Here is a 12,828-nt window from a genome sequence, read left to right as displayed (position 1 = left end):
CAAGAACGGCGGGCGAAAGCCCGCCGTTTTCGTTCACGCCTACTTCGACAGCGTTCAGCCCAAAGAGGCTCATGCTTTTCCAATCGAATATACATCCGACGAGAGAGGCGCATCGATTCTGGAATTCCGGGTGGATGGCTCCAGCCTCGACGTCGCACAGATCGACATCTATGCTTCGATGATGCCGGCTCACCTCACCGTCTGGTACAACACCCGTTGCCCTGTCTGCGATGCCGGCATCGACTGGCAGCGCAACAAGCTGTTGGCGCTGGTGCGCGCGGGCACGATCCAATTCAGGGATATCAACGAGCAGCCCGATGCGCTGGCGCACTTTGGCGCCACGCTCGACGACGTCAGGCGCTGCCTGCATGCGACCGATGCGGCCGGCCAACTCATCGTCGGCGCGGATGTCGCGGTTGCGCTGTGGGGGCTGACGCCGGGGGAGGGGTGGCTTGCGGAGTTGTTCGGCAATCGCGTGGCGCTGCCGTTCACCCGGTTCTTCTATAACCGGTTTGCCGATCTGCTGTTTGCCTGGAACAGGCGGAGCGGGCGCTGGTGAGCGCCTGCCTGGGTCGACCTATTTCTTCTTCGCGCCGACCCGCTCGAGGTTCTTGATCTCAAGCGCCGGGCGGCCGGATTTTTCGGCGATCTCGCGGTCCTGCTCCATGATATAGGCGCGGGCCGGCTCGTCGCCGTCGAGGCCGCCGAGCAATTCGGCGGGCACGCGCCGGTTGGAGCGTTGTGAGCCGTCTTCATAGAAGACGTTGAAAAAGGCGAATTCGCCCTTGGGATTGGTTCCGGGTTTTTTGGCCATGGCCGGCTTTTCGTCGATCAGGGGGCCATAGTCAAATGACTTTGGCAGGTTTCCGGTGGCTGGGCGCGGACCCTGCAGCGGCAGAACCAGCTGCGCGATCGATCGACGAACCCATTTACGAGGCGCCTCGATGTCGGGCGGAAGAGTCCAACGCTTCGTAAAACCCGATGCGCTCCTTAGGAGATCCTTGCCTCACCCTTGCCTCAACAAACGGCGGGCCGCGAAGCCCGCCGTTTATTTTGGTCTTCAGCGTCGCCCGGGGCTGGCGGGGCGACAACCTAGGATAGAATGTTATAACCGGCGCCATGCCATGGCAAGGCAAATCGCTGGCGCTGCGATGCCGCAGCGAGCGCATGAGATATGCAGTGGTCGCGACATCGGACTTCATTCGTCGAGCCAGGATGCGATTGGTTCTGGTGAGGATTTGCCGCTTTGACGCGAATCTGGTTCCCGGGCATGATCGCGCGCCGCTCTCCCGCCCATTCCCTGTAGGATTCATCCGAATGTCGAAATACGCCTTGGCCATCGCCTTCATCGCCTGTCTGGCCGGCGGATCGGCGCAAGCCGCGCGCTGCGGCGGCGACTTCAACAGCTTTGTCGCCAGCATGGCCTCGGAAGCGCAGGCCGCCGGCGTCTCGGCGAGCGTGACCAGCGCGGCGCTCAGCGGCGTGCAGCAGGACGGCGCGGTGCTCGCCTTCGACCGGCGCCAGCGCTACACCTTCAACAAGAGCTTCGAGCAGTATGTCTCGACCCGCGTCGGCCCCGGCCGCATCAATGGCGGCAAGGCGCTGTTGCAGCGCCATGCCGCGCTGCTCTCACGCATCGAGCAGCAGTTCGGCGTGCCCCGCTATATCCTGGTTGCGATCTGGGGGCTGGAGAGCGATTTCGGCAAGGGCGACATCGGCAAGCTGCCGGTGGTCCGCACGCTGGCGACGCTCGCGCATGACTGCCGCCGCACCGAGCTATTCCAGGGCGAGCTGCTCGCGGCGCTGAAGATCGTGCAGCGCGGTGACCTGCCGCTGCGCGACCTGATCGGCGCCTATGCCGGCGAGATCGGCCAGACCCAGTTCCTGCCGTCCTCCTACATCAAGTACGGCGTCGATTTCGACGGCGACGGCCACGTCGATCTCCGCCACAGCGTCCCCGACGTGCTCGCCTCGACCGCGAACCTGCTCCACACCAGCGGCTTCAAGATGGGCCAGCCCTACGGCGAAGGCACCGCCAATTTCGAGGCCATGCGCGAATGGAACAGGGCGGTGATCTATCGCAAGACGATCGGGTATTTTGCCGATCGGCTGGCGGGGCAGTGAGGGGAGCCAAAGAGACGGAGCACTCGCGCACATACTTGGTGTCATCGCCCGCGAAGGCGGGCGATCCAGTATTCCAGAGACCGCGCGAGAATACGGAGAGGCTGCTGCGTACTGGATTCCCCGCCTTCGCGGGGAGTGACAACGGAGAGGTCCGTGAACGCTCGCCAGGACGACGGTTTAATTCGACGGCGCCCCTCACTCCGTCCCCTTCGCCATCCTCTCCAGCTTGCGCTGCAACGGCGCCCAGTACGTTGCCGGGCGGAAGCGCTGCAGGAGATCCATGAAGCGGGCGTCGTTGCCGATCAGGATGCGCGGCTCGTTTCTCTCGATGCCCTTGATGATGCGCAGCGCGGCGTCCCGGGGCGTGGTCCTTGCCGCGTTCTCGAACCGCTCGATCGATTGCGACCGGCGTGCGTTGTCGGTGACGCCGACCCCGGTGCGCGAGTTGCGGGCGATGGCGGTGGCGACGCCGCCAGGATGCACGACCGACAGCCTGACAGGGCTGCCCGCCATGGCCAGCTCGTGCCGCACGCTCTCGGAAAAGCCGCGCACCGCGAATTTCGCCGCGGCATAGGCCGACTGTCCCGGCGGGGCGATGATGCCGAAGATCGAGGACAAATTGACGATGTGTGCCTCGCCCAACGTCTTCAGATGCGGCAGGAAGGCGCGCGTGCCGTGCACCACGCCCCAGAAATTGATGTCGAACAGCCAGTCCATCTGCGCCTGGTCGATCTCCTCGAACGATCCCATCAGTGCAACGCCGGCATTGTTGACGACGATGCCAAGTGCGGGATGCGCGGTGGCCGCCTCACGCGCGAATTGCGCGATGTCGTCGGGCTCGCTGACATCGACGCGATGCAGGCTGAGCTTGCTTGCGGCGCCGATCTCGGCCGCGAGCGTCTTCAGCCCGGGCTCGTCGCGATCGGCGAGCGCGAGATCGCAGCCGCGCCGCGCAAGCTCGATCGCCAGTGCGCGGCCGATGCCGCTTGCCGCTCCGGTGATAGCGGCGGCGCCGCGGATTGCAGTCATGATGATCCCCCGTCGAGCCACTTGAGCGGAACTATGATTTACATTTTTTCATATTGGAACCGAACCGCATGGCGGTTCCCTCCTTAACCTACGTTACTTGATGAAGACAGGCAGCATTGGGAGCCGCCGATGGGACAAGCAAAGCCGTTTCGAGCCACCGCACTGATCGTGGAAGACGACCTCATGCAGAGGGAGATGCTCAGTCTTCTTCTCGAAGAAAGCGGCTACGACGTCATTCAATGCGAGAGCGCCGAGGCGGCCGAGCTTGTGCTGGAGAAGAGCGCCGGCGCGCTCTGCCTGATGATGACCGACGTTCAGCTTGCCGGCCGCATGAACGGCGTCGAGCTCGCGCATGTCGCCAAGGACCGCAACCCGAAGCTCGACGTCGTCGTCACCTCCGGCCGGCCCTTGATGCAGGCCTTGCCGAACGGCGCGAAGTTCTGGGCTAAGCCATGGGCGCCGCTCGACGTGCTCCGCGAGGCCGAGATCGCGCAGCTGTCCTGAGGGTCGATCCGGCAGGCCGGCTTTCGTGGTCCGCGGCGCGGTGATAAGGTCGGTCCATGACCTTGTCCTTCCTGCTCACCTCGCTGATCGTCGTCGCCTCGCCCGGCACCGGCGTGCTCTACACGCTGGCGGCCGCGCTGACCCGCGGCTCGCGCGCGAGCGTCGCCGCTGCCTTCGGCTGCACCCTCGGAATCGTGCCGCACATGACGGCCGCGATGCTGGGGCTCGCCGCCGTGCTCCACACCAGCGCGCTCGCCTTCGCCGCGCTGAAATGGTGCGGTGTCGCCTATCTGCTCTACATGTCCTGGCAGGCGCTGCGCGAGACCGGGGCGCTGGCAGTCGACGGCGAGATCCGCGAGCGTTCGGTCGGTCGGGTGATCGTGACCGGCTTCCTGATCAACATCCTCAATCCAAAACTGTCGATCTTCTTCCTGGCTTTCCTGCCGCAGTTCATCGCCGGGGACGAAGCCCATGTGCTGGCGCGAATGCTGGAATTGAGCGGCGCCTTCATGGCGATGACGTTTGCGGTGTTCGTGGTCTACGGCCTCTGTGCGGCATCGGTGCGCGAGCGCGTCATCTCCCGCCCGCGTGTCATGGCCTGGCTGCGCCGGAGTTTTGCCGCCGGCTTCGCCGCGCTCGGCGCCAAGCTGGCGTTCGCGGAGCGATAGCTTCTCCAGCCAATAAAAAAGCGGGCCTTGCGCCCGCCATCTTCCAACTCAGAACTCCCACCCGACGCCCGGGCGGAGCGTGCTCCACCCGGGCAAAGAATAAGAAGCCTCGCTACTTCTTCTTCGCTGCCTTCTTGGCCTTCTTCTTCGTCGCCTTCTTCGCCTTCTTCGCTTTCTTAGCCATAGGATCCTCTTCAGGGTTAATGGTGAAACGCGACACGAGGGATGCTCGGCGGAGGGCCAGCCTCGCAACATCCTCGATGACAAGCTCAGCAGATTCGCGCGCTTCTGCCCCGCGCTGTCACATCCGTGTCATCGCGTTATCCACAGCTCAGATGCATTTTCGGGTGATTTTGGCTCGCGAATCCGCATCGCCGGCATGCCTAACGATCCGACAATGCGCCAGCCGTTCATGAATCCAAAACCAAAGTCATGCTTTCGCGGATCGCAGTGAGACTCCGTTAAGCGCGGCGGCGGCATTGTCCCCCCAAGAAAACGGGGACGGGATCATGGACGGTCAGCTGGCAGGGACGGAGGGCGCGACGCTGCGCGCGCCGCGTGCGCCATGCTGAACGTGCCGACACTCTGGACCGTGTTCGTCGTCAACTTCCTGGCGCTCGGCCTGATCTGGGCCTACGTGATGCGCACCTATCCGAAATTCGCGGCCGCGCGGTTCTGGATGGCATCGTCCTTTATCGGCGCGACCGGCGCGATGACGGCCCTGCTGCGCCTGTTCGTCGCGTCTCCGTTGCCGCTCCTGCTTGGCGCCGCCGGCGTCATCGCGGCGAGCTGCCTTGCCGCCATGGGCATTCAACGCTTCTATCACCGGCCCGTCTCATGGCGCGTCATGATCGCAACAGCAGGCTTAAGCCTCGCCGGCGTCGTGTTCTTCGTGGTCGGCTTCGACAACATGCAGCTGCGCATGCTCTGCTACACGCTCGGTCAGGCCGTGCCGCTGGTGCTGGCGCTGCGTCTGTTGCTGTCGCCGCCGGAAGGCCGCGTCAGTCCGGGCGCCCGGCTGTCCGGCATCGTCATCCTCGCCATTATCGCGATCCTCGTCGTCCGCACGGTGGGCAATCTGCTCGGCGGCGATTTCTCGGCAAGCGCCGGCGGCCAGGCTCATGGCGTCATGGTGCTGGGTCTCCTGTTCCTGTCCATGACGCTCAATTTCGGCTTCCTGCTGATGGCGATGGACAGCTTGCGCAACGAGGTCGCCGACCTCGCGCTACTCGACGATCTCACCGGCGTCGCCAACCGGCGGCATCTGTTGCAGCGGCTGAGCGAAGAATGCGCCCGCTCGGAGCGCAGCAGCGAGCCGTTCTCGCTGCTGGTCATCGATCTCGACGGCTTCAAGACCATCAACGACACCCATGGCCATGCCGCGGGCGATGCCTGCCTCCAGCACTTCACCCTGATGGCGCAGACGCGCTTGAGGCCCGGCGACATGCTCGCCCGCACCGGCGGCGACGAATTCTGCGTCGTGCTGCCGTCGTCGACCTTGCGCGAGGCGGCTGCGATCGCCCGCCGCGTGCTCGAGGTCTGCCGCCAGGATGCCGTCAGCTGCACCGGCATCGACATTCCGATTGCGATCTCGATCGGGGTGGCGCAGTGGGACCGCGGCGTCGGCCAGTTTCCGGACCGCCTGATCGCGCATGCCGACCACGCCCTCTATGCGGCCAAGAAGAACGGCAAGAACGACTTTGCCGTCCACGATCCAGCGCCACCGCTGATGCCTGACCCGATCGGTTCAGGCGAGGCCTTGCGCAAATTCGCGTAAGGGCGTGCTAACGTCAGGTCCGCATTGGACCCGCATGATGATCTCTCGCCTGCTCGCGGCCGTTCTCGCCGCCCTCATTCTGATCGCACCTGCCGCTGCGACCGACGCCGAGCTCGCAAAGCTCGCGCGCGCCTCCGGCACGCCCGACATTCCCGGCCTGAAGATGGTGTGGCTGGCGCCATGGGGCGATGTCGGCAACGCAAAAGCCTGGCGCAACATCATCGTGCACCAGACCGAGGGACCGGCAGGCTCGGCGCGCGGCGGCGCCGAGATGCAAACGAAGAATCCCACGCGTCGCGGCGTCACATTGTGGGTCGAGACCGACGGCACCGTCTATTGGGCGGTCGCGGAAAACCTGGTGCCGACCCATGGCGACGGCGCCAACCGCAACGACAACAAGTACATCGACAACAAGCCGACCTACCGCCAGGTGGTGCGCGACAATTCGATCGGCGTCGAGTTCGCCGGCAACTATCCCGACGTCACCACGGGACCGACCGCGGCGCAGGTCGCGGCGTGGAAGATCCTCGTCCAAATCCTGCGCGCGCGCTACGGCATCCCGCTCGACCACGTCTATGCGCACAACTGGATCGACTACAAGGATGCCCGCTATTGCGAAGGCTGCTGGCTTGCGACGCTGGCGCGGACATGGGAGGAGTGAGCGAGGCGCCGACGATGCGCTCTTCCCTTCTCCCCTTGCGGGAGAAGGTGGCGCGAAGCGCCGGATGAGGGGTTGTCTCCGCGAATGACGATGTGAGAGACGTGCTCGCGGAGACAACCCCTCACCCGTCTCGCCGCTATCGCGGCGAGCCACCCTCTCCCGCAAGGGGAGAGGGGAAGATCAATCACACCGGCTCCGACATCCACCCGAAAAGCCGCCGGATCAAGCCCGGTCGCCGCGGCAGTTCCGGCGGGCCGTCCGCGGCCAGCACGCGCTTGAAGAAGTAGTCCAGGAACACCATGTCGTTCGGCTCGGTGACGGTGAATGTCTCCTCGCCGAAATAGACGCTGTAATTGAAGAAGAACGGACCCATGAGCGGGATCGTCGCGGTCGAGGCATAGTCCTTCGAGATCACGAACTCCGACGGCTCGAGCCCGTGCTCGCGCATCGCCTGCTCGACCAGCGGCAGCTTGCGCATGAACTGGGCGGAGAAGCCGCCCACGGTGGATTGCAGGATGATCGACACGGCGCGTGTCCGTTCTCTTGATGCTGTTGGCCCGATCCCTTTGGTCGGTCAACCGGCAGTGCGGGTTCAAGATGCCTGGTCCGCGTCCCCGCGAACATGCTGCGCCTCACACGCAAACAAAAAAGCCGGCGTCGCCGCCGGCTTTCTGTCTCTTGTTGATCCGCCAATCTCTGGCGCCAAAACCTCGCGCTTAGAGCGCGGCTTCCAGCGCGGCCTGTTCGGCCTTTGCGATCGTGCCCTTGACCGCGGACTGCACCTTCTCGAAGGCGCGGACCTCGATCTGGCGGACGCGCTCGCGCGACACGCCGAACTCGGCGGCAAGGTCTTCCAGGGTCATCGGCTCGTCGGCGAGGCGGCGGGCCTCGAAGATGCGGCGTTCGCGCGGGTTGAGCACGCCCATGGCGCCGTTCAGGGCGTCACGACGGTGATCATACTCCTCGTGCTCGGCCAGCATGGCTTCCTGGTTGGGCGAATTGTCGACCAGCCAGTCCTGCCATTCGCCGGCTTCGCCGTCGTCGCGGATCGGAGCGTTGAGCGACGCGTCGCCACCGAGGCGGCGGTTCATGTCGACCACGTCCTGAGCCGTGACGCCGAGACGCTTTGCGATGATGGCCACCTGGTCGGGGCGAAGATCGCCTTCGTCCAGAGCGGAAATCTTGCTCTTCGCCTTGCGCAGGTTGAAGAACAGCTTCTTCTGGTTCGCGGTGGTGCCCATCTTCACGAGCGACCACGAACGCAGGATGTACTCTTGAATCGACGCCTTGATCCACCACATCGCGTAGGTTGCGAGACGGAAGCCCTTCTCGGGCTCGAACCGCTTCACCGCCTGCATCAGGCCGACATTGCCTTCCGAGACGACCTCGGAGATCGGTAGGCCGTAGCCGCGATAGCCCATGGCGATCTTGGCCACGAGACGGAGATGGCTGGTGACGAGTTGGTGCGCGGCGTCGCGATCATCGTGCTCGCGCCAACGCTTGGCGAGCATGTATTCCTGCTGGGGTTCCAGCATCGGAAACTTGCGGATTTCGCCGAGGTAACGGGAAAGGCCGGATTCGCCATTAAGGACCGGCAGGGTAGCTGTACGGGCCATAGTGCGCCCTCCAAACAGGTTCAGGCCCCCGATAGCGGCGGGCCAGGCAGACGACCGCTTGGTTAAAGCCGATCGGTGCTGCGATGTTCCGCGTTGGTCTTCAACGCAAGCGCAATATACTCCATCGGAAGGCAAAAAGGGAAGGATTGCTGACGTCACGTCCCCGTGTGGCAGCTATAACTTTTTGTAATGTAAAGCATCTCTGAAGCGGCCTGCGTCATAGCGCCGCTTTGAGGGCCCCCTGAAGGAGAAGCAAATCCTCCGGCAGAGGCGTCTCCCAGTGAAGTAATTCTCCAGTCCTCGGGTGCTCCAATACCAGCAGGTAGGCGTGCAGCGCCTGCCGCCCCAGCGCGGCGAGGGCGGCCTGCGACTCGGGGCCCAGCTGGTTCGCCTTGGTCTTGAAATGCGGGCCGTAGACGGCGTCGCCCATCAGGGGGTGGCCGATATGGGCGAGGTGGACGCGGATCTGATGGGTGCGTCCGGTCTCGAGTTCGCAGGCGAGCAGCGTCGCGATCGGCTTGCCGTCGCGTCCGGCAAAACTCTCCAGAAGCTCCCAATGCGTCACGGCCTCGCGGCCGCCCTGGCGCACCGCCATTTTCTCGCGCGCATGCGGGTGACGGTCGATCGGCGCGTCCACGGTGCCGCGATGGCGGCCCGGCAGCCCCCAGGCGAAGGCCATGTAGCCGCGCCGCATCGGCCCGGTACGGCCGTGATCGGCGAATTGCGCGGTGAGCGAGGCATGCGCGAGGTCGTTCTTGGCGACCACCATCAACCCGGTGGTGTCCTTGTCCAGCCGGTGCACGATGCCGGGCCGGCGCACCCCGCCGATGCCGGAGAGCGAGCCGCCGCAATGGGCGATCAGCGCATTGACCAGCGTACCGGTCTCGTGGCCCGCCGCGGGATGCACCACCAGCCCCTTCGGCTTGTTGAGGACGACGATGTCGTCGTCCTCGAACACGATGTCGAGGTCGATATCCTCGCCTTTCGGCTCCGGCGCGGCCGCTTCCGGCACGTCGATTGTGATCGTATCGCCGGAGGCGACGTGATAAGCGGGGTCCCGGATCGCGGCGTCCCTGAGGCTCACCGCGCCCCCCAGAATCAGGGCTTTCAGCCTCGATCGCGATAGCTCGGCAAGGTGCAGCGCCAGCACGCGGTCGAGCCGGGTCGAGCCCTCGGAGCCTTCGACGACAACCTCCAACCTTTGCGCAGAGCCAGAATTTTCCATGACGACGTCTGATACCGTTGTTCCCGAACCGAGCCCCGAGCAGGCCGCGCTGTTCGCGCGGGTGCGGCGGATGATGCTGATCGCGGGGTTGACCACGGCGCTGGCAATCTGCGCCGTGCTGATCGCGGTGGGCTACCGCCTTTTCAAGTCCGAGGGAAGGGCGCCCGAGCCGGCAGGCGACGTCACCGCGACTCTCCCGAAGGGCGCCAAAATCGTCTCGAGCGGCGTCGCCGGCGACCGGCTCGTGATCACGCTCGACATCGGCGGCGTCACCGAGATCCGCACCTTCGATGCCCACACGTTGAAGCCGGCTGGAAAGCTGAAATTCGCCAATGAGCCGTGAGTACGGCCTCGGAACTCGCCGCCATCGTCGTCTTGGCGAAGGCCAGGACCCATAACACCGGCTGGTGTGGTTGCGGGGACTGGTGGTTGGCACTTCGCCCACAACCACGCCTTGGGGTAATGGGTCCTGCATTCGCCAGGACGACAGCGGAGAGCGAGCATCCGAAACCCCTCGATCCCCGCTTGCCGCCGGCAAAATTCGAGGCTATGTCCTCTCCCTCAACGCTCCCTTCGTCTAGCGGTTAGGACGCGGCCCTCTCAAGGCTGAAACAGGGGTTCGATTCCCCTAGGGAGCGCCATTGTCTTGAAGCCAGCCTTCCCCTGATCTCGATTTGATTGTTCCGCCCCTTGGGTGCGCCTGTGGCATTGGCGATCAATATCCGGTCTGACAACGATTCAGCAGGCGAGATCGTGCGGCTGTGGCATCAGGTTGCCGTCTTCGAGGCCGAGCCCTCGATGCGTGCCCTTGGCTACCGGCCTCATTTTACGTTTGCCATCTACGATTCCCCGGCGGCTCACGAGAAGGCTGCGTGCGATGCGATGCTGGCAGCTAGTTCTGGCGAGAGGCAACTGCGGATCAGGTTCAAACGAATTCGCTGGTTCGAAGCTTCTCCGCTTGTCCTCTGGGCGGAGCCGGAGGCCAACGAATCCCTGGCTCGCATCCACGGCATCATCAGCGCGGCAATCGATCCAGCGCATTGTCGTCCTCACTACCGGCCCGGCGCTTGGACGCCCCATTGCACGCTCGGCACTGCTATTGCCGATGAACGCCGCGATGATGCGATGGACTTCGCGCACGCGTTTGACCGCAACATTGAAGTGTTGTTCGACGTGGTGGATTGCGTCGCCTTTCCGCCTGTGCGGATCATCGCCGAGCGAAAATTGCCATTGTAGTTGGTTGTCGCTTCGGTGTCATTGATCGCGACGCATCAAACTCATGCCGCGCGGGCGCTCTCCTAAGCGATCGTGCCGTCGATCGAGCGGCGGATCACCCGCTGTACTTCTGCATTCGACAGAAAAAGATCGTGGTTGATGATGCCCCAGCCTTCCGCTGACGCATCGACCACGCGTACGCCGAGGCGCGCGATGACGGCTTTTTCGGCGGCGCCGACCCTGGTCATTCCACCTGCGATCTGTCCCGACAACGCCAGTGCGCGATCGTTCGTCGCGGCGATCACGGTGATTTTGCCCGCAAGCGGACCGATGCGCTGGATCGCTGACGAGAACACGTCCATGTCGATATCGGGCGCGGCAAACACCACGGCGCCGATCTTGCTCGTCACTGTGTCGCCGTATCGCGCATAGAGCTGACGCAGGCTTTCGAGCGACAGCATGGTTCCCATGCTGTGCGCAACGATGTTCACGCGGCCGGTGCCTGGCGCCGACACGAGTGTGGAGAGCACGCGCTCGAACTCGTCGCGGGACCACATCGCACTGTCGCGGTCATAGGCATAGTCGAACAGTCCTGCCTTGGAGGGCCAGGAGAACACCATGGTCCGGCCGCGGAACTTGATCCCATCGGAGAGATGGGCGCCATCCAGCACCGCCGTCTCGAACGTCTGCTTGAAGCCGTGCACATAGATCAGCACGTCTCCTCCGCCGGCCTGCGCAACGAGATCGCCAACGTCGGCCGACACCGGTTCGACCCGGTCAAGGCGCCAATCGCCAAGTCCAACCGAGGCCAGAGAAAGGCGGCTCTCGTCCGGCGCCCCCAGCTTCGCCCGCGCGATTGTCATGGTCGTCGCGCGCTCCGGCCCGAACCAGGGCTTCGTGCGACCGCCGTTCACCGGCTTGCGCGTGGTGGTGACGAGCAATGTGGGGTCAAGGGATAGCGATGACGCGTCGAAACGCGCCCCGGTCGCACCCAAGCCGGCGCATCCGCCAAGCGCGAGGGCGGTCCCCGCCGACATAAATCCGCCGAGGAGAGCGCGGCGCGAAATAGAATGACGAGGGTCGCGTTGCAGGAGACGTCGAGCGATCACACGAAACCTTTGGGAACTTTGCCCACCGTAGCGCCCCGCTACATCTCTGAATGACAATGGGGGCGAGAAGACGGCGGAGCTGCTCTGCGGTCCATTGCATGGTCGTGCAGTCCATCGTCTCCGCCGGTAGAGCGAAACAGCCGCAAACGCAAGTCAATCCCTCTCCGCAAAAATATTCCAGTTTACCGAAATTCGGAAATATCGTATGTGTCGGCCATCCCAGCCCACAAAAGGGGCGGTCGTACGTCGTCACGAACGCGGGTTGGGAGTTGCGGTGGACGCGGGCGGCGTTAAAGGCGGGCTTGTGCGTGCAGGGCGAGATGAACCTCGTGAGCATGGCACGAACCGCATCGACGGACGGCGCTCAAACCTCGCGAAGCCTCTGGCGAAGCAGGGCCATGTCCTGCGAAGCTTGGGCGAAGCAGGATGCCTGCGTACGGCGAAACCGTGTGGTCTTGGCCGTCGTTGCTACGGTCAAGCCTTTGCGAAGGCGTCATCGCGTCAACCGGCGCGGTGCCGTGCATTTCGCGGAGGTGACGGAGGCAAGAAGGAACTCGTCTCCGGGGAGAGCGCGGCATAGGCCGTCAAACCATCGCGCAGGGAAGGCCTGGTCTCGGCTGCCCTGTGTCTCCCCTGTGCATTGCGTGTGCAATCAGTTCGCATGGGGGTTTTTATGGGTGCCAGCCGGCGCCCGGTCTTCCCTGCGCCCTTTCTTTTCGAGGGGGTGAAGCGAGAAGCATAGCTCGGGCAAAACATGCCGCGAGGCTGCGAGCGCATGTCCGCGACCCGCATGCAAACTGACCTCCCTTTCGAGCCTCCCTTTCGAGCTTCCTTGCGAGCATGATGCGTCGGCATCGGTGGAGGTGGTCGTCCCTCCCGGAATCTGCCTTGATGCGAATT

At 64.2% G+C, this 12,828-nt stretch carries 14 protein-coding genes and 1 tRNA gene; 9 read left to right on the top strand and 6 right to left on the bottom strand.

The genetic code is table 11. From position 1 onward, the window contains the following. Window positions 1–178: 178 nt before the first annotated feature. Window positions 179–559: a thiol-disulfide oxidoreductase DCC family protein gene (locus AC0L23_RS22105; protein WP_410706472.1), complete on the top strand. Its 381-nt coding sequence runs from the start codon at window positions 179–181 to the stop codon at window positions 557–559. Window positions 560–577: 18 nt separating this feature from the next. Here AC0L23_RS22105 and AC0L23_RS22100 read toward each other — a convergent pair whose 3' ends face one another. Then, complete coding sequence (locus tag AC0L23_RS22100) at window positions 578–814, bottom strand: hypothetical protein (protein WP_007614643.1); 237 nt, start codon at window positions 812–814, stop codon at window positions 578–580. Between the two features lie 503 nt (window positions 815–1,317). On the opposite strand from AC0L23_RS22100, the gene AC0L23_RS22095 reads away from it, so the two are divergent. Beyond that, window positions 1,318–2,124 (top strand): lytic murein transglycosylase, encoded by an 807-nt coding sequence (locus AC0L23_RS22095; RefSeq protein WP_085360517.1) that lies wholly within the window; start codon window positions 1,318–1,320, stop codon window positions 2,122–2,124. A 195-nt stretch (window positions 2,125–2,319) separates the two neighbouring features. Here the strand turns inward: AC0L23_RS22095 and AC0L23_RS22090 are convergent, their stop codons facing one another. Next, a complete protein-coding gene (locus AC0L23_RS22090) occupies window positions 2,320–3,153 on the bottom strand; it encodes an SDR family NAD(P)-dependent oxidoreductase (RefSeq protein ID WP_085360515.1) in 834 nt (277 codons plus the stop codon). Window positions 3,154–3,282: 129 nt separating this feature from the next. Between AC0L23_RS22090 and AC0L23_RS22085 the strand changes: the two genes are divergently transcribed. The 4 genes from AC0L23_RS22085 (at window position 3,283) to AC0L23_RS22070 (ending at window position 6,763) form a co-directional block, all read left to right on the top strand. After that, window positions 3,283–3,657 carry a response regulator gene (locus AC0L23_RS22085; protein ID WP_018453620.1) on the top strand — a complete coding sequence of 125 codons (375 nt, stop codon included), beginning with the start codon at window positions 3,283–3,285 and terminating at the stop codon, window positions 3,655–3,657. Between the two features lie 56 nt (window positions 3,658–3,713). After that, window positions 3,714–4,325, top strand: a complete 612-nt coding sequence (locus AC0L23_RS22080; RefSeq protein WP_473357435.1) for a LysE family translocator — start codon at window positions 3,714–3,716, stop codon at window positions 4,323–4,325. Window positions 4,326–4,890: 565 nt separating this feature from the next. Beyond that, window positions 4,891–6,102 carry a GGDEF domain-containing protein gene (locus tag AC0L23_RS22075; RefSeq protein ID WP_085360511.1) on the top strand — a complete coding sequence of 404 codons (1,212 nt, stop codon included), beginning with the start codon at window positions 4,891–4,893 and terminating at the stop codon, window positions 6,100–6,102. 34 nt (window positions 6,103–6,136) lie between these two features. Next, complete coding sequence (locus tag AC0L23_RS22070; protein WP_018453624.1) at window positions 6,137–6,763, top strand: peptidoglycan recognition protein family protein; 627 nt, start codon at window positions 6,137–6,139, stop codon at window positions 6,761–6,763. A 184-nt stretch (window positions 6,764–6,947) separates the two neighbouring features. On the opposite strand, the gene AC0L23_RS22065 is transcribed toward AC0L23_RS22070, so the two are convergent. The 3 genes from AC0L23_RS22065 to AC0L23_RS22055 form a co-directional block, all read right to left on the bottom strand. Next, on the bottom strand, window positions 6,948–7,289 hold the full coding sequence (locus AC0L23_RS22065; protein WP_018453625.1) for a hypothetical protein: 342 nt from the start codon (window positions 7,287–7,289) through the stop codon (window positions 6,948–6,950). A gap of 190 nt (window positions 7,290–7,479) precedes the next feature. Next, complete coding sequence (gene rpoH, locus AC0L23_RS22060) at window positions 7,480–8,379, bottom strand: RNA polymerase sigma factor RpoH (RefSeq protein ID WP_007596598.1); 900 nt, start codon at window positions 8,377–8,379, stop codon at window positions 7,480–7,482. A 217-nt stretch (window positions 8,380–8,596) separates the two neighbouring features. Continuing rightward, a complete protein-coding gene (locus tag AC0L23_RS22055) occupies window positions 8,597–9,604 on the bottom strand; it encodes an RluA family pseudouridine synthase (protein ID WP_473357434.1) in 1,008 nt (335 codons plus the stop codon). Between AC0L23_RS22055 and AC0L23_RS22050 the strand changes: the two genes are divergently transcribed. The 3 genes from AC0L23_RS22050 (at window position 9,603) to AC0L23_RS22040 (ending at window position 10,840) form a co-directional block, all read left to right on the top strand. After that, a complete protein-coding gene (locus AC0L23_RS22050) occupies window positions 9,603–9,947 on the top strand; it encodes a hypothetical protein (protein WP_018453628.1) in 345 nt (114 codons plus the stop codon). The genes AC0L23_RS22055 and AC0L23_RS22050 overlap by 2 nt on opposite strands. 223 nt (window positions 9,948–10,170) lie before the next feature. After that, window positions 10,171–10,245: transfer RNA gene (locus tag AC0L23_RS22045), tRNA-Glu, on the top strand. A 61-nt stretch (window positions 10,246–10,306) separates the two neighbouring features. After that, window positions 10,307–10,840, top strand: a complete 534-nt coding sequence (locus AC0L23_RS22040) for a 2'-5' RNA ligase family protein (RefSeq protein WP_085349596.1) — start codon at window positions 10,307–10,309, stop codon at window positions 10,838–10,840. 62 nt (window positions 10,841–10,902) lie between these two features. Here AC0L23_RS22040 and AC0L23_RS22035 read toward each other — a convergent pair whose 3' ends face one another. Then, the gene (locus tag AC0L23_RS22035; protein WP_085384409.1) at window positions 10,903–11,856 is read right to left on the bottom strand and encodes an alpha/beta hydrolase; all 954 of its coding nucleotides are present in this window, start codon (window positions 11,854–11,856) and stop codon (window positions 10,903–10,905) included. Between the last annotated feature and the right edge of the window lie 972 nt (window positions 11,857–12,828).

This window comes from Bradyrhizobium sp. MI1.4, from assembly GCF_055811315.1.
The sequence above is the reverse complement of the archived record's forward strand: the minus strand, read 5'-3'. Positions and strand labels throughout refer to the sequence as shown.